The 19,588-nt window shown below is 36.1% G+C and carries 19 protein-coding genes; 7 read left to right on the top strand and 12 right to left on the bottom strand.

The features are described 5' to 3' along the window. Positions 1-99 precede the first annotated feature (99 nt). Together ACQ76T_RS03250 and ACQ76T_RS03245 are read left to right on the top strand one after the other, a co-directional pair. Positions 100-2,430, top strand: a complete 2,331-nt coding sequence (locus tag ACQ76T_RS03250; RefSeq protein WP_431341912.1) for a TonB-dependent receptor — start codon at positions 100-102, stop codon at positions 2,428-2,430. A 3-nt stretch (positions 2,431-2,433) separates the two neighbouring features. Next, positions 2,434-3,252: a DUF4249 domain-containing protein gene (locus ACQ76T_RS03245; RefSeq protein ID WP_431341911.1), complete on the top strand. Its 819-nt coding sequence runs from the start codon at positions 2,434-2,436 to the stop codon at positions 3,250-3,252. 144 nt (positions 3,253-3,396) lie between these two features. Here the strand turns inward: ACQ76T_RS03245 and ACQ76T_RS03240 are convergent, their stop codons facing one another. From ACQ76T_RS03240 to ACQ76T_RS03225, 4 genes are all read right to left on the bottom strand, one after another. Next, positions 3,397-4,695, bottom strand: a complete 1,299-nt coding sequence (locus ACQ76T_RS03240; protein WP_431341910.1) for a TolC family protein — start codon at positions 4,693-4,695, stop codon at positions 3,397-3,399. Positions 4,696-4,746: 51 nt separating this feature from the next. Next, positions 4,747-7,161 (bottom strand): ABC transporter permease, encoded by a 2,415-nt coding sequence (locus ACQ76T_RS03235; protein ID WP_431341909.1) that lies wholly within the window; start codon positions 7,159-7,161, stop codon positions 4,747-4,749. 45 nt (positions 7,162-7,206) lie between these two features. Continuing rightward, entirely contained in the window at positions 7,207-7,929 is a 723-nt protein-coding gene (locus ACQ76T_RS03230) for an ABC transporter ATP-binding protein (RefSeq protein ID WP_431341908.1), read from the bottom strand. 89 nt (positions 7,930-8,018) lie between these two features. Continuing rightward, positions 8,019-9,260, bottom strand: a complete 1,242-nt coding sequence (locus tag ACQ76T_RS03225; protein WP_431341907.1) for an efflux RND transporter periplasmic adaptor subunit — start codon at positions 9,258-9,260, stop codon at positions 8,019-8,021. 193 nt (positions 9,261-9,453) lie between these two features. On the opposite strand from ACQ76T_RS03225, the gene ACQ76T_RS03220 reads away from it, so the two are divergent. Next, the gene (locus ACQ76T_RS03220) at positions 9,454-10,797 is read left to right on the top strand and encodes a sigma-54-dependent transcriptional regulator (protein WP_431341906.1); all 1,344 of its coding nucleotides are present in this window, start codon (positions 9,454-9,456) and stop codon (positions 10,795-10,797) included. Between the two features lie 106 nt (positions 10,798-10,903). Next, the gene (locus ACQ76T_RS03215; protein WP_431341905.1) at positions 10,904-12,220 is read left to right on the top strand and encodes a sensor histidine kinase; all 1,317 of its coding nucleotides are present in this window, start codon (positions 10,904-10,906) and stop codon (positions 12,218-12,220) included. A 117-nt stretch (positions 12,221-12,337) separates the two neighbouring features. Here the strand turns inward: ACQ76T_RS03215 and ACQ76T_RS03210 are convergent, their stop codons facing one another. Genes ACQ76T_RS03210 through ACQ76T_RS03190 form a run of 5 tightly spaced genes read right to left on the bottom strand, consistent with a single transcriptional unit; the run spans position 12,338 to position 15,173 of the window. Then, positions 12,338-12,763: a hypothetical protein gene (locus ACQ76T_RS03210; RefSeq protein WP_431341904.1), complete on the bottom strand. Its 426-nt coding sequence runs from the start codon at positions 12,761-12,763 to the stop codon at positions 12,338-12,340. Between the two features lie 28 nt (positions 12,764-12,791). Then, positions 12,792-13,223, bottom strand: coding sequence for a hypothetical protein (locus tag ACQ76T_RS03205; RefSeq protein ID WP_431341903.1), 432 nt, complete (start codon positions 13,221-13,223; stop codon positions 12,792-12,794). Beyond that, complete coding sequence (locus ACQ76T_RS03200; protein ID WP_431343711.1) at positions 13,210-13,293, bottom strand: hypothetical protein; 84 nt, start codon at positions 13,291-13,293, stop codon at positions 13,210-13,212. Before ACQ76T_RS03200 ends, ACQ76T_RS03205 begins: the two co-directional genes overlap by 14 nt. Before the next feature lie 25 nt (positions 13,294-13,318). Further along, on the bottom strand, positions 13,319-13,543 hold the full coding sequence (locus ACQ76T_RS03195) for a PAAR-like protein (RefSeq protein WP_431341902.1): 225 nt from the start codon (positions 13,541-13,543) through the stop codon (positions 13,319-13,321). Between the two features lie 52 nt (positions 13,544-13,595). Further along, positions 13,596-15,173: a contractile injection system protein, VgrG/Pvc8 family gene (locus tag ACQ76T_RS03190; RefSeq protein ID WP_431341901.1), complete on the bottom strand. Its 1,578-nt coding sequence runs from the start codon at positions 15,171-15,173 to the stop codon at positions 13,596-13,598. A gap of 724 nt (positions 15,174-15,897) precedes the next feature. Here ACQ76T_RS03190 and ACQ76T_RS03185 point away from each other — a divergent pair. The 3 genes from ACQ76T_RS03185 to ACQ76T_RS03175 all read left to right on the top strand — a co-directional run bounded on the left by ACQ76T_RS03185 (position 15,898) and on the right by ACQ76T_RS03175 (position 17,365). Next, the gene (locus tag ACQ76T_RS03185; RefSeq protein ID WP_431341900.1) at positions 15,898-16,293 is read left to right on the top strand and encodes a VOC family protein; all 396 of its coding nucleotides are present in this window, start codon (positions 15,898-15,900) and stop codon (positions 16,291-16,293) included. 157 nt (positions 16,294-16,450) lie between these two features. Beyond that, a complete protein-coding gene (locus tag ACQ76T_RS03180) occupies positions 16,451-16,888 on the top strand; it encodes a hypothetical protein (RefSeq protein ID WP_431341899.1) in 438 nt (145 codons plus the stop codon). A 9-nt stretch (positions 16,889-16,897) separates the two neighbouring features. After that, positions 16,898-17,365 (top strand): hypothetical protein, encoded by a 468-nt coding sequence (locus ACQ76T_RS03175; RefSeq protein ID WP_431341898.1) that lies wholly within the window; start codon positions 16,898-16,900, stop codon positions 17,363-17,365. Positions 17,366-17,414: 49 nt separating this feature from the next. Here the strand turns inward: ACQ76T_RS03175 and ACQ76T_RS03170 are convergent, their stop codons facing one another. From ACQ76T_RS03170 to ACQ76T_RS03160, 3 genes are all read right to left on the bottom strand, one after another. Beyond that, entirely contained in the window at positions 17,415-18,362 is a 948-nt protein-coding gene (locus ACQ76T_RS03170) for an alpha/beta fold hydrolase (protein WP_431341897.1), read from the bottom strand. A 133-nt stretch (positions 18,363-18,495) separates the two neighbouring features. Beyond that, entirely contained in the window at positions 18,496-18,957 is a 462-nt protein-coding gene (locus tag ACQ76T_RS03165) for a hypothetical protein (RefSeq protein ID WP_431341896.1), read from the bottom strand. A gap of 60 nt (positions 18,958-19,017) precedes the next feature. Further along, a complete protein-coding gene (locus ACQ76T_RS03160; RefSeq protein WP_431341895.1) occupies positions 19,018-19,428 on the bottom strand; it encodes an ACT domain-containing protein in 411 nt (136 codons plus the stop codon). Positions 19,429-19,588: the final 160 nt, after the last annotated feature.

Raw genomic sequence — 19,588 nt, 5'->3', positions numbered from 1 at the left:
AGCTTTAGGTGTAACTAATCCCTCATTTATTCAACTAATATTGCGTCACATAAAAACAACTATTCTTATAGAAAAGCTCTACTACTTTAAAATAAACTAATGCAAACATCCTTTTTTAAAATTACAGCAGCCACCGCTGCTCTCTGTTTCAGTACCCTGGCCATTGCCCAACAAACCTATTCTGTAAGCGGAACCGTGAAAGACAAAAAAAACGGTGAATTACTGATTGGAGTCACCGTAAAAGTAAGTGAAAACCCTGCCATCAATGTTGTTGCCAATGAATATGGATTTTACTCTCTTTCGCTACCAGAAGGCAATTACACCATCATTATTTCCAATCCAGGATATAAAGATTTTGAACAGCAGATACAAGTAGATCAAAACATCAAACTGGATCTTCCGCTACTTCCTCAGGAGGAAATTTCAAAAGCGATTGATGAAGTGGTTATTACAGGGATTAAAAAGGATAAAAATCTCACTTCCGCTCAAATGGGAACAGAGACCTTAAGCATTAAAAGTATAGAAAAACTTCCGGTTCTGTTCGGAGAAAAAGACGTCATGAAAACCATCCAACTGTTACCCGGCATCAAAAGTAGCGGTGAAGGAAGTAGTGGATTCAGTGTAAGAGGAGGTGCGACAGACCAAAACCTGATTTTATTGGACGAAGCTCCTGTATACAATGCCTCCCACCTTCTTGGTTTTTTCAGTACATTCAACAGTGATGCCTTGAAAGATGCAAGCATTATTAAAGGAAACAGCCCGGCCCAATATGGTGGCCGACTTTCGTCTGTACTGGATGTGAAAATGAAAGACGGAAATAACAAAGATTATAACGTGAATGGAGGTGTTGGTCTGATCAGCAGCCGACTAAGCGTAGAAGGTCCTATTCAAAAGGAAAAATCATCATTCATTGTTTCAGGAAGAAGAACGTATGCTGACCTTTTCCTTAAAACTACCAAAGATTATAAAGACAACAAGCTTTATTTCTATGATCTTAACCTGAAAGCGAATTATCAGATCAATGAAAACAACCGTATTTACCTTTCAGGATATTTTGGAAGGGATGTATTGGGCCTTGGTGATACCTTCAATACAGATTGGGGAAATACAACCGCTACATTGAGATGGAACAGCATCATCAGCAGTAAATTATTTTCCAACACTTCATTCATTTACAGTGATTATGATTATAAGATCAGCCTGAAAAATGATGATAATGTGTTCGATCTTAATTCAAAAATAAAAGACTGGAACCTGAAGCAGGATTTCACCTGGTTTGCCGGAAATAAGCATTCTGTACGTTTTGGTCTCCAGTCTATCTATCACACCATTATCCCAAGCAGTGCTTCCGGAACGAGTGTGAGCAGTTATCCAAGAAATCCCAGATATTCTTGGGAGAATGCATTGTACATCAATGACGATTTTAAGGCTACAGAAAAGTTGACCATTAATTATGGAGCTAGGCTTTCGATGTTCAGCGTATTGGGTGGAGATACTTTCAACATGTATAACGAGGGAGTTCTTACAGACAGTGAGTTTTTAGAAAAAGGAAAATTCGGGAAAACATATGTGAATATTGAACCGAGAGTTTCAGCCAACTACCGAATCAATGAAGTAAGCAGTGTGAAAGGAGGTTATTCCCGCAATACACAGAACCTTCACCTTTTAAGTAATAGTAACAGTGGAAATCCTACCGACCAGTGGATTGGAAGCAGCTACACGGTAAAACCTGAAATTGCAGATCAGATCAGCTTAGGATACAGCAGAAACTTCAACAATAATAATTATGAGTTGAATGCTGAAGTATATTATAAATCTATGCAGAATCAGATCGATTTCAAAAATGGAGCCCAGATTGGATTTGATGCCGGCGCTGATGTAGAAAGTGAACTGCTTTTCGGGAAAGGAAGAGCTTACGGTTTGGAACTTATTGCAAAAAAGAAAAGCGGAAAGCTTACAGGATGGATTTCTTATACGTTATCTAAAACAGAAAGAAAAATTAACGGAATCAACAACAACGAATGGTATAATGCGAGAATGGATAAAACCCATGATCTCTCTATTGTAGCAACGTATCAGCTGAATCCAAAATGGACTTTCTCCGGACTGTTTGTTTACAGTACAGGAAATGCCGTTACCTTCCCTACTGGAAAGTATGAGCTGAATGGTCAGACCGTATTCCAATACAGTAACAGAAATGCAGACCGAATGCCCGCTTATCACAGAATGGATGTAAGTGCCACTTATGAGCCAAGCACCAACAAACGTTTCCGTGGTTCCTGGACTTTCGGTATTTATAACCTGTATGGCCGTGAGAACGCTTATATCATCAACTTTGAGGATAATCCTGACCGCCAGGGAACTACCCGCGCTACACAGGTTTCTTTATTCCGTTGGGTACCTAACATCACTTATAACTTCAAATTCTAAATCATGAAAAAATCATTTTTTATCATATTATCCCTATTTGCATTAACTTCTTGTGAAAAAGAAATCGACCTTGATCTTAACGACCAAAGCGGAAATATCGTCATTGAAGGAAATGTAACCGATAAGGTAGGTCCTTACACTGTGAAAATTACAAAATCCGTTGGTTTTTCGGAACCGAATCAATATCCGGCAGTTACCGGGGCCCAGGTTATTTTAAGTGATAATACAGGACAGACGGAAGCCCTTCATTATGTAGGAAACGGAATGTACCAAACTACGACTTTTTATGGTGATCCCGGCAGAACCTACACGCTGAAAGTACAGGTTGAAGGAAAGGAATACACCGCCCAAAGTACAATGCCTGAACCTGTGCTTCTTACAGGATTACAGCAGAGTTCATTCAAATTTGGGGATAAAAATACTTATACCCTTTTACCGCTTTTTACAGATCCTGCTCCGCTAGGCAACCGATATCTTTTCACTTTTACCATCAACAATCTTACGAAGAAATACATGACAGTTATGTCGGACAATGTCAACAACGGATTGCCTAATCAGCAGCCTTTGATCCTTCCGAATGATGATAACAAAGGAAGAGACCATGAAGTAGTGGTAGGAGATACGATTCATGTAGAAATGCAGTGCATCAGTACCAATATATTTACGTATTACAGTGCCCTTCTTCAAATTTCCGGTGGCAACGGTGGCGGCGTAACCCCAACCAACCCACCAAGCAATATCAGCAATGGAGCTTTAGGATATTTTTCAGCCCATACCGTCAATAAAGACAGCTTTGTAATTCAGCAACTGACAACTCCATAAATTTAAAAAAGGATATTCCAGCGTTTTGGAATATCCTTTTTTATTAAATTTTAATTTGCTGTATTGATATATGAGTACATTAAAATAAAAGCAGCCTTCAAAAGAATGAAGACCGCTTTCTGGAAATGTATGAATGTTTTTTAATTAATATCCTGATTCCAAAACCTTTAAAAGTTCGGTCTGCTGAACAACGTCATTTTTGCTGCTGATCAGGTTATAATTGGCCTGAAGCCAACCGTTGCGGACTACAAAAAATGTATAAGCGTCCATCAGCCCTTCTTTATATTTTTCTTCAGATTTTTGGAATGACAGCTTTTGGTTTTCAAAATTGGTATTCAAAAGATTGTATTTTTCCTGAGCATTTAAAAACTGTGCCTTAATGGAGTTGATATTCTGCGTAAGATCATTAATCACCAATTCTTTATCATAATTGGAGTTAATAATATTGAGTTTTGCTATTTCTACATTGGTTTTTACCTGTAACTTATTAAAAATTGGAATATTAAGTCCAAAAAATACCGTCTGATTTTTATTCTGAGAAAACTGATCAGAGAAACGGGTATTGAAGCCCTCATCTTTTCCCAACACTTTATTATAAAAAGTAGACCAACTGTAGCTTCCGTTCAAAGTTGGCAGATAAGCAGATTTGGCAATATCTTCTCTCTTTTCCTGTGCTTTAATTTCTGCAATAGCGGATTGATAAGCCGGATTTTTTTCGAGCAGTTTTCTGGTAAAGTCCGGATCGTGAAATTCTTCTTCAAAGGAAAGGTTCTCATCAGTCATTACAAAATCCACTGAATCCTGAGTGAAAGCCAATGCATTAAGCAGATTGATTTTCGCCTGGTCCCGCTGATTTTTGGCAGACACCCACTGTTCCTGTAAGGTTCCAAAATTGGCTTTGATATCGTACACATCACTTTTGGGCCTGTTTCCAATTTCTACTTCTTTTTCCGTGCGCTTGATCTGATCCTGCATTCCTGTGATTTGAGTTTCCAGAACTTCGAGCCAACTTTTGCTGTTTTGATAGGCAAAAAACATTTGAATCACATTCAGTTTCACCTTATTCTGAGCCAGTTTCAGTTTATAGGTACTGGTTTCTTTATTCAGCTTAGACAGAGATATATTGAGAATATTTGTCCAGTTGAAAAGGCTCCAGTCTGCCTGAGCCGTAAACTGATCATATTGGGTATTGAGCGCTTCTCTCTGGTTACTCAACTGGTTAATGGAAGAGCCAAAACTATAGGTATGCTTCACTCCCGCGTCTATGGAAGGCAACAACATTCCTTTTGATCCGGTTATCAATTGGTCATTTTTCGCAACATTCACCGTAGCCTGTTTCACCAAAGGATGATGCGTCATTGCGTAGTTGAGACATTCCTGCAGGTTCCATGTTTGCTGAGCCGGATAAAGGCCAACAAAAAATAGGAAAATGAAATTCTTCATGAGTACTTTCTGGTTTGAATAAATTAAAAATAAGGTGAGCAATACACTCAGTTACTCATATTTCAGGTATTTTACAAGGTTCACTTTTGTGGCTTTATAAGCTTTGATACTTACTACTGCGAAAGTAAGTCCCAACAACACTAAGAAACTGATTACAAACGGCCACACCGGCATATTAATTCTGTAAGCAAAATCTTTAAGCCATTCATTCATCAGATAATAACAGATGGGAATACTGATCAAAACAGCTATCACAGCAATCCAGAGGAATTGACGCGTCAGTCCGAAAATCAGAGTATAGTCTGAAGCACCCAATGTTTTTCTGATGGCAACATCTTTCAGTTTCTGTTCAATCATTAATGACGATAGTGCGAAAAGTCCCAGTAAAGCCACCATCAATACCATGGCATTCAAAATAGCAAATAATGTCTGTTGCTTCTGATATACTTCAAAAGTTTTGGCAAATTTCTGATCAAGGAAATAATAATCAAAAGGATAGCCCGGTTCTACTTTATTTTGCCAATATGTTTTTAATCTTTTTACAGTTCCGGCAATATCATTTTGATCTATTTTAAGCTGAATATTATATACATTGTACCTCTTCCACTGTGTTTCTCTGTAATGAAAAAATACAATAGGTTCTATTTCCGTTTTCAGATTCCGGATATTGAAATCTTTTACAATACCCACAATTTTATAATTTTTGTTATCAAATCCCGGTTTAATTTCATTTTTTAAAGCATCCTCATCTTTCCATCCAAACTTTCTTACAAAAGCCTCATTCACCAAAACATTATTGATCGTATCTGATGAAAGATTAGGGTTCAGCCAGCGCCCTTTTTTAAGTTTTACATTGATGAATTTCAGGTAATCATAGTCCATAGAACCATGCTGTCCCTGTATACTCTTATCCATAAAGTCGACATTAGAACTGCTGGATCTGCCACTTCCGGGAACTACTTCTCCATAAGAAATATCAGTAACTCCGGGTATTTTTCTCATCTCGGTTTTAAGTCTCTCATACTTCAGCCACGGTTTTGCATTATTTTCATTGAAGCTGATCATCATGATCTGTTTACCACTATAGCCCAGGTCCTTGTTCATCATATATTCCACCTGTTTGTTAACAATTAATCCGCAGATAATAAAGAATGAAGAAATGACTAATTGCAGTGTCAGAATTCCGTTTCTCAGCCAAACCCCATGTTTACTTCTTGCGAAGTTACCTTTAAGGGTTTCTATCGCCTTAAAGTTAGAAAGATACATGGCCGGAATCAGCCCTGAAATCAAAGTGACCATAATGACCATCAGGAAAGAGTAAAAGAAAATATGCCAATCATCCATCTTCATTTCTTTACCATAAAACTTATTGAAGCTTGGTAAAAGAAGCTCTGTTAATGCCAGTGAAAGCAAATATGAAGCAATACAAATCACAAATGTTTCCAGCAAAAACTGCAGCACAAGACTGGATTTGGTACTTCCGATTGCTTTTCTGACGCCAATTTCTTTTGCTCTCTGAGAAGCCTGCGCCGTTTTAAGATTAATAAAATTAATCGCTGATAAAACCACAATAAGAACGGAAAGCGTAAACAGAATCATCAGTGTTTTGAAATCTGGAAACCCAAACCATGATGCTTTTGCATGGAGCTTTACCTCATCCCATGGCGTCAGTAAACTATCGGTAGGACCATACAAATCAAGATATTGCTGAATGGTTAATCCGGCAGAATCACTCTCCAGGCTGGCGCGGTATTCTAAAACATCTTTTCTGAATCTTTGCTGTACCATAAGAGGGTCTGTTCCTTTTTTTAACATAAAAAGACAGGCGTAGTTAAAATTCCCCCAGTTCTTTTCATCATTTTTAATCTGTTCAACAGGACTGATGATAAATTCCGGTTTTACCTGAGTATTTCCCTTAGGCAGTTCATACACTGCTGTAACAATATAATTGTGGTTATCAAACTTGATACTTTCTCCTGCTACATTTGTTCTCCCAAACAGATTTTTGGCAGCAGTGGTAGAAAGCGCAATGACATTCCCTCCTTTCAGTGCATTTTTATAACTTCCGGCAATCAGTTTAAATGGGAAAAAGTCGAAAAAACTTTCTGTAGAGGTCATTCCATCCTGCTGATAGACCGTTTTATCTTTTGTTGTCATCTTCAATCCTATTCCGGAACCATTAAACAAAACGTAATCCTGAACTCCCGGAATAACGTCTTTAGCACGCCTTGCCATTGGAATAGAAATATTATTTCCATAAGAATTTTCTTTCTTGTGATACGTCTGGAAATAGTAGATATTTTCCTTTTTAGGATTCCATCTTTCAAAGGATTCCTCATCATTCCAATGCATAAGAATGAGCATAAACCCGGTTAATCCTATAGTAAGTCCAAATAGATTGATGAATGTGGACAGCCAGTTTTTTTTATAATTGATCAGGGCAATTTTGATCCAGTTGGTAAGCATAATAGTAGTGTTATAGTTAATGATAGGTGATGAAGTGCATCTGGATTATTCAAATACTCCTGCATCTGCTTTTGCAAAGACATCTTTTCTCTGAGAAGCGTGTTCTTCACTAAAGATTTCACCATCTTTCATATTAATAATCCTTGAAGCAAAACCTGCATCATAGGATGAGTGCGTTACCATCACAATGGTAGATCCTTCTCTGTGGAGCTCTGCCAGAAGGTTCATCACTTCATTTCCGTTGGAACTGTCCAGATTTCCTGTTGGTTCATCCGCAAGAATCAGCCTGGGTTTGGTTACCAATGCTCTTGCTACTGCGGCTCTCTGCTGCTGCCCTCCCGAAAGCTGTTGTGGATAATGTTTTGCACGGTGGGCAATATTTATTTTCTCCAGAATCTCCTCTACTTTTCTTTTTCTATCGGAAGATGAAAAGCCGTTGTAGATCAATGGAAGTTCAATGTTCTCATACACGGTCAGCTCATCGATCAGGTTAAAATTCTGGAAGATGAAACCGATATTCTTTTTACGGACGTCTGATTTTTTTCTTTCACTCAGCCCGATCATTTCAACTCCTTCAAATTGATAGGAACCTACTGAAGCAGCGTCGAGAAGTCCAAGAATATTTAAAAATGTAGATTTTCCACAGCCTGAAGGTCCCATTATCGCAAGAAACTCGCCTTCCTTAATACGGAGATTTACTTCATTTAAAGCATTGGTCTGTACATCTTCTGCCTTATAAATTTTTGAAAGATTATGTATATTGATCATTGTAGTATATGTTTAATGTTATGGTTATTGATATTATTGAAAGCCTTTTTATGGCTGTTGATTACAAGAGGTTAAAAATATTCATCTTTTTACTTTTTAATCTCAAGGATTTCATATTTTTTTAAGTCTGAATAATCTGATGTGATAACGGTCTCTCCTTCTTTCAGTCCTGATATTACTTCATAATACATTGGATTTTCTCTGCCGATACTGATTGTTCTTTTTTCTGCTTTATCTCCTTTGACTACAAATACCCATTTTCCATTAGTATCTTTAAAGAAGTTACCTTTTGGGATCATCATACTCCGGGTATCTGCCGAAAGTTTTAGCTTTAGCCCGAAAGTCATTCCTATTTTCAGGTTTTCAGGTTTTTTATCTTTAAAATTAAGTTCTGCTAAAAACTGTCCGTCTTTTACCTCCGGCAGGATTTTGGTAATCAGTACATCGTAAAGTTTCCCATCATTATCTAGAATTCCTTTAATTCCGTTCTGAAGCTTATTGATATAATACTCATCTATTTTGGCAACCATTTTGTAGCCGTCCATCAAATCAATCTTCCCTATACTTTGTCCATTGGTAAGGTTTTCTCCTACTGAGATACTGAAGGACGAAAGTCTTCCGGAAGCCGGTGCCACAATCAGGAAATTATTTTTATTGGACCGTAAGATCTGAAGGCTTTTATCCATCTGCCCGATTGAACTGTTTATAGACGCCATCTGAGCATTCCTGGAGTTTTTTTCTGTAGAAAATCCTTTCTCTACAATAGATTTCCTCTGCTTCTGATAGGTGAGATTTTGCGTACTGATATCATAATCTGTTTTTTTCCCGATTTCAGCATCATAAAGCCGTTTCTGAAGATTAAAATTCTGCAACGCTGTATTATAATCATTTTGAGCCTGCAGCAATTCTTTATCCTGAGCCAGTTCCTGGTTTTTCAGTTCAAGAAGGGTACTTCTCATCTGGCTGATCTGCTGCATAATTCCTGTTTCCTGATTCATATAAGTAAACTCGGTATTAGGATTATATACTCTCGCAATAGGCTGTCCTTTAGTGAGCATCTGACCGTCTTCTGCAAAAATTTCCTTCACCGCTCCTCCTTCCAGTACATTTACCAGTGAGGAATTAAGAGATTGGGTCTGTGCTGTTACCATAACCATATCTTCAAATTTCCCCTGGGTAACCTCATCCATCTGAATATCTGCAGCGGAAACATTATATGTTTTTTTCTCATTGATAAAGTACACACCGGACAACGATATTATTGCCAATATCGCCAATCCGCCTAAAACAAATTTTAATTTCGATTTCTTTTTTACTATTTTCGTATCCATATTAAAGATAACTCATTTTATTACAATAGATTACACAATGCAGATGCCAGAAAATTATAACACTGTAAGTCATTGAAAATCTGCAATTCTTTTGTAACCAGTACAGAAAGCACTGTTCATTATCGGACACTTTTTGTGCGAAAATGAACAGTTTTAGTATTAAAAACTCATTTTTAACAGTAGAAACCATACCATGCGTAAAAAAGAAGCCCATATCCTGATTGTAGATGATGATGAAGATATCCTGTTCTCTGCGAGAGTCTGGCTAAAAAAGTTCTTCACGGAGGTAAGCTGCCTTAGCAAACCGGGTGAAATTTTAAAATTCACGACTGAAAACCAGGTGAATGCTGTGGTATTGGACATGAACTTTAGAAAAGGGTTTGAAAAAGGACAGGACGGTCTTTACTGGATGAACGAGATCAAAACTCTGGAACCTCAACTTCCTATTATCCTGATGACAGCCTATGGTGAAGTAGAACTTGCTGTAGAAGCACTCAAAAACGGAGCTTCCGATTTTATTCTGAAACCATGGACCAATGAAAAGCTATATGCTTCTGTTAATTTGGCCGTAGATATTTCCAGAAAGAACAAAAAACTCAGCCAATGGGAAAATGTGAACCAGAAAAGCAATCAGTACCAACTGGAAAGTCACTCCGCCAAAATGCAGGAAGTTTTGGAACAGATTGAAAAAGTGGCTCCTACAGATGCCAACATTCTTTTACTAGGTGAAAACGGAACCGGAAAATATGTATTGGCAGAATCTATTCATCAACAATCCGAAAGAAATAGCCAGCCTTTTGTACATATTGATCTCGGAAGTATTTCCGAAAGCCTTTTTGAGTCGGAGCTGTTTGGGTATAAAAAAGGTGCTTTTACCGATGCCCATCAGGATTATGCAGGGAAAATTGAAAATGCACAGAACGGAACTGTCTTTCTTGATGAAATCGGAAATCTGCCGTTACAGCTTCAGACCAAGTTACTAAGCCTGATCCAAAACAGGAAACTGTCCAGATTAGGAGAATCTAAAGAACGTTTACTGGATGTCCGTTTTATTTTTGCTACCAATGAAAATTTGAAAAAAGCGGTTGCAGAAAATCGTTTCCGGCAGGATTTATACTACAGGATCAATACGGTAGAAATTCAAATTCCGGCTTTGCGTGACAGGCACGAGGATATTGGATTACTGGCACATTATTTTCTGGATCGCTATAAACAGAAATATCATAAACCCAATCTGGAACTTACGGATGATATTATGGCAAGTCTTACCCATTTTCCGTGGCCGGGGAATATCCGCGAACTCGATCATTGCCTGGAAAGAAGTGTTATCCTGTCTAATGACCATACCCTTCAGCTACTGATCCCGCAATTGGAAGAACAGGAAAATACCATAATCAATTTAAATATTGAAGAAATGGAAGAACTTCTCATCAAAAAAGCGTTAAAAAAACATACCGGAAATATCTCTCTGGCGGCAGAAGATCTGGGACTATCCAGAGCTGCTTTGTACAGAAGAATGGAGAAATTTGGACTGTAATTTAAAATTGACAATCAAATTTCATCTTTTGAATCCGAATATTAACCGTAAAAAAGTATCTTTAAATAACAACTTTTGTTTTTGAATAAAAAGTACTGAAAACTACATGAATACAAATTACAGTCTGTGGGTGTTATATAATCTGCTCTCCATTGCCAGTGGAATTACAGCTTATCATTTTTTTACAGAAGGAAAATGGTTTAATGCTGCTCTCTTTATACTGCTATCGATTGTTTTTACCGTTTTGATTTATTTTTCATTATCAACAAAAGCATCAAAAGTTGAAAAGATTATCACTTCTGTAAGTAAAAAAGATTTTTCATTATTTCCTCAGGAAGAGGGTGATTATTTGCTGGACCACAGCATCCGTTTATACTATCAGAGCAAGGAGGAACAATTTTCGTTATCGTCTTATAAATTACTCTACGAAAGTATTCTGGATCATATGGAAACTGGTCTTATCATCTTATCTGAAAAAGACGGCAGCTGGGAAGTTTTTTATGTAAATAATGCTTTTCTCAATATTTTGCAGGTTCCCAAATACAACCAATGGGATCTTTACGCGACGAAAGTTCCTGAATTTTATAACATTATCAAAGAAACAAATTATCAAAGTTCACAGGAGTTTTTTGATATTTCCGTGAACAGTAATTCTAAACAGTCTTTTTCTCTAAGAACTCAACAGGTAAAAAACAGACAGCACCTTTTCTATATCATTACGCTGGAATCTGTTCAGAAAATTATCGAGCAGAAAGAAAAGCTGGCCTGGAATAATCTTATGAAAGTAATCTCTCATGAACTTTTGAATACGCTGACCCCTGTGAACAGCCTGATTCAGAACCTGGAATATATCAGTAATCAGGAAACCATTGACCAGGGAGATCAGGAAGAAATGAAGGAAAGCCTGATGATCATTAATTCCAAATCTAAACAGCTTTTAAATTTTGTGGATCATTACCGCCAGGTTGCCGAATTACCCAAACCTCATCTCGCTCCTGTTTCTTTAAAAAAAGCGATTGAGTCGGCCCTTGGATTCCTGAAATCTGAGTTTGAAAAAAATCATATTCAGATCCTCCAGAATATTGAAGATTATACTGTATCTGCGGATAAAAAAATGATTGAACGAAGCCTAATCAATCTTTATCTGAATGCGATTCATGCTGTTTCGGAAAAAGAATATAGACAAATCTCCACTACTGTAAAATCCTACAATAACCGTATCATTGTAAGCATTACAGATAACGGCTCGGGGGTTACTCCTGAAATTAAAGATAAAATTTTCCTGCCATTCTTTACCACAAGAACCAACGGCTCTGGCATTGGACTTACTCTTGCCAAAAGCATTATGGAAGCTCATGGAGGCTATCTTAATTATAAAACGCTGGAGGAAGGAAGTACCTTTGAACTCTGGTTTTTGGAATAAACAGGTTTCTTCCCTATCACAACTCCTTTTTTATTGACTGGTTACCGGGATAGGTGTCATAGCTATTCCTTTGTCACATTTTAGTTGGGTGTATTTGTAATGTATTGGGGCATGTTATCATTTTTTTGAAGTTTTATTTTTTGTTGTCACTCCAATAAGTTTTCTAATATAGTTATCTAATTCTTGGGATTCATAGAAATTTAAGCAATCTGCTACGATTGTATAACTTCTACCTGTTTCAGAATGATAAGATGATTCAAGAGTTGCTATGTCTTTAGATTGTTTTTCAGTAAATTCTCTAATTTTAGCACTTTCATTATTAGAAATTTCGCCTAAATCAATAAATAGATTTTCAGATTTATCAATTAATTGAAACTTATCGTTTAAATAAGTAGCATCTAATTTATTATTGTTTACATATAGACAATTACAATAAGCATATTTCTTCATATACTTAATTTTATCATCTTTTGTTTGACCAGAAATTAGATTGCTAAAGATAATTAAACTTATAGTTATTAATTGTATTATTTTAGTTCCCATAGTCTTATTCTATTTGTTTGTACAAAATCTAAGTCGTTTTTTTATTTTTTATTAGATAAAGCATATGAAAATAATATTTTGAATTTTTAGGGTCATCATGTTCAGCTCCATATACATGCATTCTGTCTTTGGCTCCGAACTCTGTCTGGCCATCTGTATAACCTATGAATTTTTCTTTACCATAAAGGTCTAAGTGTGCTTTTGCTGATATCTCAGTATTGGTTCCGGCATTAATGATGGTCTTCTTACCACTGTCCTGGCTGATCTCCTGCTTGGCAATAATCTTGATATTCTGTCCAACATAAGTATCCATATTTTTGCCTGCTTTGGTCTCGATATTCTCTTCAATATCAAACTTCAGATTCTTTGATTTTATAGTAATGGTTTCAGGGGCTGTAATGTTGATGTTACTTCCTTCAGTATCAAACCTAAGTTCATTGCCACTTTTATTCTTCAACAAAGTTCTGGGCAGACTGTACAACAGAAATTTTACCACCAATGTAACATTGGCATGTTGAATTTTCTAACAGTTCTTTTTTACCCTCAATTTCAAAATCAGAAGTATTTATTGTCCCACTTAATAGTTGAAGGCTTACAGGAAGACCTTAAAACACTACACATTCCAAAAGATTTAATGTTAGTGTTAGGCTGTTTGTCATCTTCTGTAGCCTGTAGCTTTCCATCAATACTCATAAAAGATTGACTTGTTACTGTGAGTGGAGTTGGTGAAATTTCTTTGTCACATTTTAGCTGGATGGTATTTGTGATGTGTTGTGGCATGTTATCATTTCTTTATGTTTTATTCTTTAGTACTACTCTATTTTTAGGACTCTTACTCTGTTTGAATCTTTACAAAATAGTATTTCAGATAATCTTTCATATAGTTTTTTAAATCCGAATCATTCTCTACTTTATATTCTTCAATTTTTTTCACTAGTTCTAAATATGAGGTTTTCAATTTTATATTTTTAACAGTGTATATTTCAGTACATTTTCCAACAATCAAATATCCATTTTTCATTTCTTTTGAAAGGTTTTTCAACTGAAAATTATAAGGAGTTTGAAATTTCTTAATTGACTTTAAGATATCTTCCTTTTCAAATAATCTTGGGAAGGGCTCCAAATTATTAAATGTTGAGGTATAGTTTTCATCAAAAGTCTTAAGATGGAGAGATTCATCTAAACAATTTGAGAAACCATAAAATGTATATTGCTCAAAGGATTTTTGGTCATTACTAAGTTTTTTCATAACCAAAATTCTATCATTCTGTTGAGCTTGACAGCCAACAAATATGAAAGTAAAAAAATATATAAAGCTGCCTGTATAATATCCTCTGGCATCCACTTCGTGTCTTATTTCTGTCATCATTAATGTTGTGAAATGGGAAGTCTGGTTGCTATCCTGATTTCTCATGTCTATATCTGCCACACACCCTATGAATAGAAAAGGGACAGTAGTATTTCCAGACACAGTAAAGACTTCTACAGCTTTACTTCCTCTTGCACTTTTTTGGGAATCATCCACATCCAGAAACATATTAGCATTGATAGGAGTAGGGATTAGAGACCTTGTTTTAAAAATACCATCATTTAATTCGTATGCTTTTTGAGATAAATCTCCGAGGTGTTTTATCTTATTATCGGATCCAAGCATTTTTGCATGGCTGCTGCTATTATAACCAAAATATTCGGGTTTAGTGTGAATAGCTTTTAACTCTACCTTTATATCTGTAACATTGCTTCCATAGATGAGTTGGATAGGCTTTTCAGATGAAGGGAGTTTTCCAAAATGTAAAATATACCCATCATAATAAAATTGCTCTCCATAGGCTTCTGCCAATCTTGCAAGATAATTGTAGTGTGTTTCACAATACTGTGCACTGTAATTGATGTAACCTTTATTTTGAGTTTCTATTCTGTAATCAAACTTACTGGTTCCCAGAGATTCTTTGATGATTCTGTCGGCAATAATAGAAGTGTTTACCGATTGATTCCCTCCAAAACTCTGGGTATGCGGGGTCGAATCCATTAAAATTGTAGGGCTGTATCCTTCCAGAACAATATTTCCAAGACTCATTTGCTTTTGACTAAATGCAACCTGTGTAATAACCCCTACAAAAGTTCTTTCGGGGCTTTTACCTTCGTAATCCTTATATTTGAAAGTTACTGTAATACGTTTCCCTAAAAACTGCCTCGCTTCTTCAAGGTTATGATTCTGTACTTCATCTAAAGAATCATGGGCTAAAGTCAGTTTGAAATGATGATGCGTTCTGGCGCTTTGCTGTAAACGGAAGTGTTTAAAATGGCTGATGGATTTTCCTTCAATCACGATGTCCAGCTTAACCACACGGTTAATTCCAGGCATATGATTCTCTGAAATCCTTTCAGAATTAGAAAGATTTTTTTTCATCGATAAAGAGTGATTTGTGTTGGCATCAAATATAGATAATTAGACAATACCAACAATATAAATTTTGAAAAAATCAAAAAGTGTAGTAAAACTACGATCAGAATAAATTGATCTATACCTGTTGCTATGCATTATCTAAGAAAGTTCACTTTTAAAAGAGAACCTTTCTCTAACTATAAAATTTCAATTAACTTATTCAAAAGATAGCTGAGATTGGCCTGGCTCGTGTATACTCTCAAGCACACGAATTTGAGTATTTTCGTACACTATAATTCCTCTACCAACATCCCTACAACCACCCTCTTTATTTGCAAGTATATATATTTAATAATTTCATCCTGCCTGTCATTATTTACACCTGCACTAAAAGTCTTTCCACTATCTATCATAGATCCATTCCGAAGTATTTCTTTCATTTGAATTCTGTATAGTTTATTAGCTTTTTTTTTAAAATCAGCACCGTTCTTACTATTCCTCTGTGATTCTGTTTTGTTGGGAGTAGACTTATGTAAAGTTTCGCTTCTCTCCTGTTTGTTTTCAAAAGTAGTATCAGTGAGGCTGTCTCAAAAGTGAGATACCCCCTCCTCTTGTCGAGTTTTTGTAGTGGTCTCATCTGGACCATTTCATTTTTTTATACAATCATCCTTTACTTACTGACAGACTGTTGTCACCACTCTATTTTACCTTTGTTTTAAAGTTATTCAACAATACAATTTAAAACAATATGAAATTAACATCCTTAAGAATCATCACCCAAGACATCAAAAAATCTGTCGGATTCTATGAAAAAGCAATGAATGCAACGAGCCATTGGTATACTGAAGATTTTGCAGAACTTTCTACAAGTACCATTACAATTGCCATTGGAAGCACCCGAACCATGAAAATGTTTTCCGAAGGACTTACCGAGTTTTCCGGTACAAAATCTACCATTATAGAATTTATGGTTAAAGATGTAGACGCAGAATATGAAAGGATCAAACTGATTACTTCAGATATCGTTCAGGAACCAACAACAATGCCTTGGGGGAACAGATCGCTTTTATTCTGTGATCCGGACGGGAATATGATCAACTTTTTTACTCCTGTAAGCTCAGAAGCGATCCAGAAGTTTAATTAAAAATTTTTGAATACAAAATACCGTTTTTTCAGAACGGTATTTTTGTTTTATATCATCATTGAAGCTTTAATGATCAATATTTTTAGATTTTCCCAAAAACACTACTCCAACACGCTATTGATTTTTTATATTTGGCTTCGAAAAACACCAATACTTTATGATGAATTTAAAATCGTATCTGGAATTAAAAGTAGATGATCAGGAATATTTGTCAGCATTTACCATTACCGGTTCAAACATTCAATTTTCGGGAACAGTATACATTGATGAAGACAGCCGATCTCTTGCTGATTTTGCCAACAGCCTTATTGATTTTCCTAAATATGAAAAGAAGCTGTTTTTTGAAATGGGACATAAAGATTCTCGATTCTCTTATTTCTCAATAAGCCTTTATCCTACGCAGTCTCTTTCTCATATTGGGGTTCAGATCACAATGGTAACGGATGCTCATTTTCGGGATGAAGATCAATGTAAAATCCAGTTTGAGATTGTTGTAGAGCCTAGCGCCATTGATGAGTTTCGGAAAGCTTTATTACAAATTTCGCGTAAAGGGTCAGGAAATGCTATTCTATATGGAAAAGACAATCGTATATAACCTATCCAGATGAAAGATATAAAACTTCATCAAAAGAAATTCAACGAAATAAAAGAATTGTTGATCTCAAAATTGGGCGAAAAAATTGTTATTGACGAAGAGCATGGAACCACAATTCTTCAAATTAAAGATTCTGAATATTGGCTTTCCGTTGATCATTCTGAATTCACAGTAGGATTTGGGTTCAATCATACGCATTTCAGTGAAGAATATGACAATTTAAAAAAGGGCATTGAAGAAGCCTTTAAACTGTTGACCCATGAAATACGAGTTACAAAATACATCAAAGGTAACACCATTTATAAAGCAGTTACAGAAATTAAAATTTCTGATTCTACAACAGAAAGCCTGGGAGTTGTCGGAATTTTATTCTATCCTTTTTGGAAAAAAAAACAAACTGAAACTTCCTATTTTGAAGCTATAATAAGAAAAGAGGACATTGAATCGGAAATTGAAAAAATTGTAACAATGCCCTAACTAATAAAAAACCAGCCTGAAATAAGTAACAAGCTGGTTTTTATTATTTTTAATTACCTAAGAAATCAATTGCCTTATTTACAAATGTTTCATGGTTCTGGAAGAAAGAAGCGTGACCAGAATCCGGAAAGATTAAAAGCTCGGCATGTTCTAATACCTGCGCCATATTCTTAGCATTCTGCACTGAAACCGGAAGATCATTTTCACCATGAACAATCAGTACCGGATTTTTGATCTTTTTAAGTGTCACAAGTGCATCTGCATCAGGCTGTGCCCAACTTAATACGGCTGTAAACTGAGCATTTGAGGTATTATCGCTCAACGGAAGATCCCTATCTGTCGTACGAAGCTGAATTCTGGCAAAAGAAGCTTTTCCTGCAGCAATACTCTGGCTGGATTCTGTAAATCCAAATTTCAGAAAAGAGGCTTCAGCGCTCAATCCTGCTGTTCCGGCAATAATATTGGGAAGATTAGACAATCCGATGGCTCCCTGTGGTCCTGTTCCTGTTAAAATCACTTTATTGATGAGCGAAGGTTCCGTTAAAACAATTCTCTGAGCCACAAATCCACCCATGGAGAATCCCATGATATTTACTTTATTCAAATTCAATGCTTTGATAAAATCTATAGCATCATTTGCCATCGCCTGAACCGTGTTGGGGGTTGTTCCTTTTGAAGAGGCAACTCCTTTATTATCAAAAATGATTACTTTGTATTTTTTAGATAAACCGTCTGTTATTGCAGGGTCCCAATCATCCATTGAGCCGCCGAGCCCTGGTAATAATACTAAAGGGGCACCGCTTTCATTTCCTAGTGTACGATAGGCAATCGTATTTCCTTTTACATTTACAAATTGGGTTTTGGCGTTTTGGTGGTTGTTATTCTGTATCTCCTGTACCGTGGGAGGTTCGTTTTCCTCGGTGCAAGACACTGTTACTACTGTAAATAGAGTTAAACATAGTAAACTTACTGCTGAGATTTTTCTAATTGCTTTCATTGTTGTTTATTTTTTTGTTTGATTATGGTGCAAACTTAAAACACAATAAAAGGCGGAACACCCAAAAGGTTACTCAACAGGACTTTTTACCGATTTAATTAGACAATTCTGGTGGGGAAAACTAAAACCTTTTTTATTTTTTATCCATTAACCGCCGTATTTCATACTGATTCAGAAAGTATGTTCTATCAACAGAAATTCCATCCCGGCTGAGTGACGCACGTTTTGATACATATTTCTTTTCATTCCAGTCGAGAATGTAGGTTCTTGTATTGCTCATAAAATTACTGGCTTTTTCACTTCCATCAGAATGCATATTGGTAATTCTGTTAAAATTACTTTCATCCATCATAATCGGCTGGTTGTTGTAAACATATATCATTTTATATTCCATGATACATCCATAATACTTTGTCACATATTCATTGCATTTTTCTTCCCGAATCTTTTCAGCCTGCGGTAAGAGTTGGTTGAGTTTTTCAATCTGTAGCTGCTCTTCAACCTTCAGATCGTCGAATTTGATATGTTCGATTAACGACTGCCCTATACAAATCTGGTACATTCCCATCCATAGCAAGGTTAAAAAGATTTTCATGAACTCCTGTTTTTGCGAATATAAAAAATTTAGAAAGACAGTATCAGTTGTAAAAAGAGCTTATTGTATTCCCCTGTTCCCTTTTAAAGAATGGAGGGCATTCATTGCTTTTTCGGCATCATGTTGTGCAATAAAGATATGGTCATGAAAATAAGCCGCAACTACATTACAGCTGATATTCTCTTTTTTGAGAGCATTGGCAAAAGCAGCGGTAAGGCCTACAGCTTCCAGTGAGGAATGGATTGTAAGCGTAATCCACGAAGAAATATAAGTGTATTTCAAATGCCATTCGTCTGCAATTGTTCTGTCTAACACCACAGTAACAGCTTCCGTTTCTTTAAAGAAAAACAGAATTTTCTCTATATCCGGGATCTGGTTCAGTGTTTCAACAGTACAAAACACATATTCTCCGGGATTCAATACAGGTTCCATATTCTGAAGCAGAACCGCTAGATCTTTTTCTCCTGACATCTTTTTTATGCAAAACTAAAGTATAGATTCCGGGATTTATTTATCATTTGATAAAAAATGAAGATCAACCGTTAATGGTTGCTTTAACAGTATTTCTTGCCCTATGCAAAGATCATTCAGAAATAGATTAGGTAATATTGTATTGTCATCATAACTTAAA

The organism is Chryseobacterium sp. JK1 (assembly GCF_050632815.1).
GTDB lineage: Bacteria > Bacteroidota > Bacteroidia > Flavobacteriales > Weeksellaceae > Chryseobacterium.
Note: the sequence above shows the minus strand (reverse complement) of the source record. Positions and strands in the feature narration are given on the sequence as shown.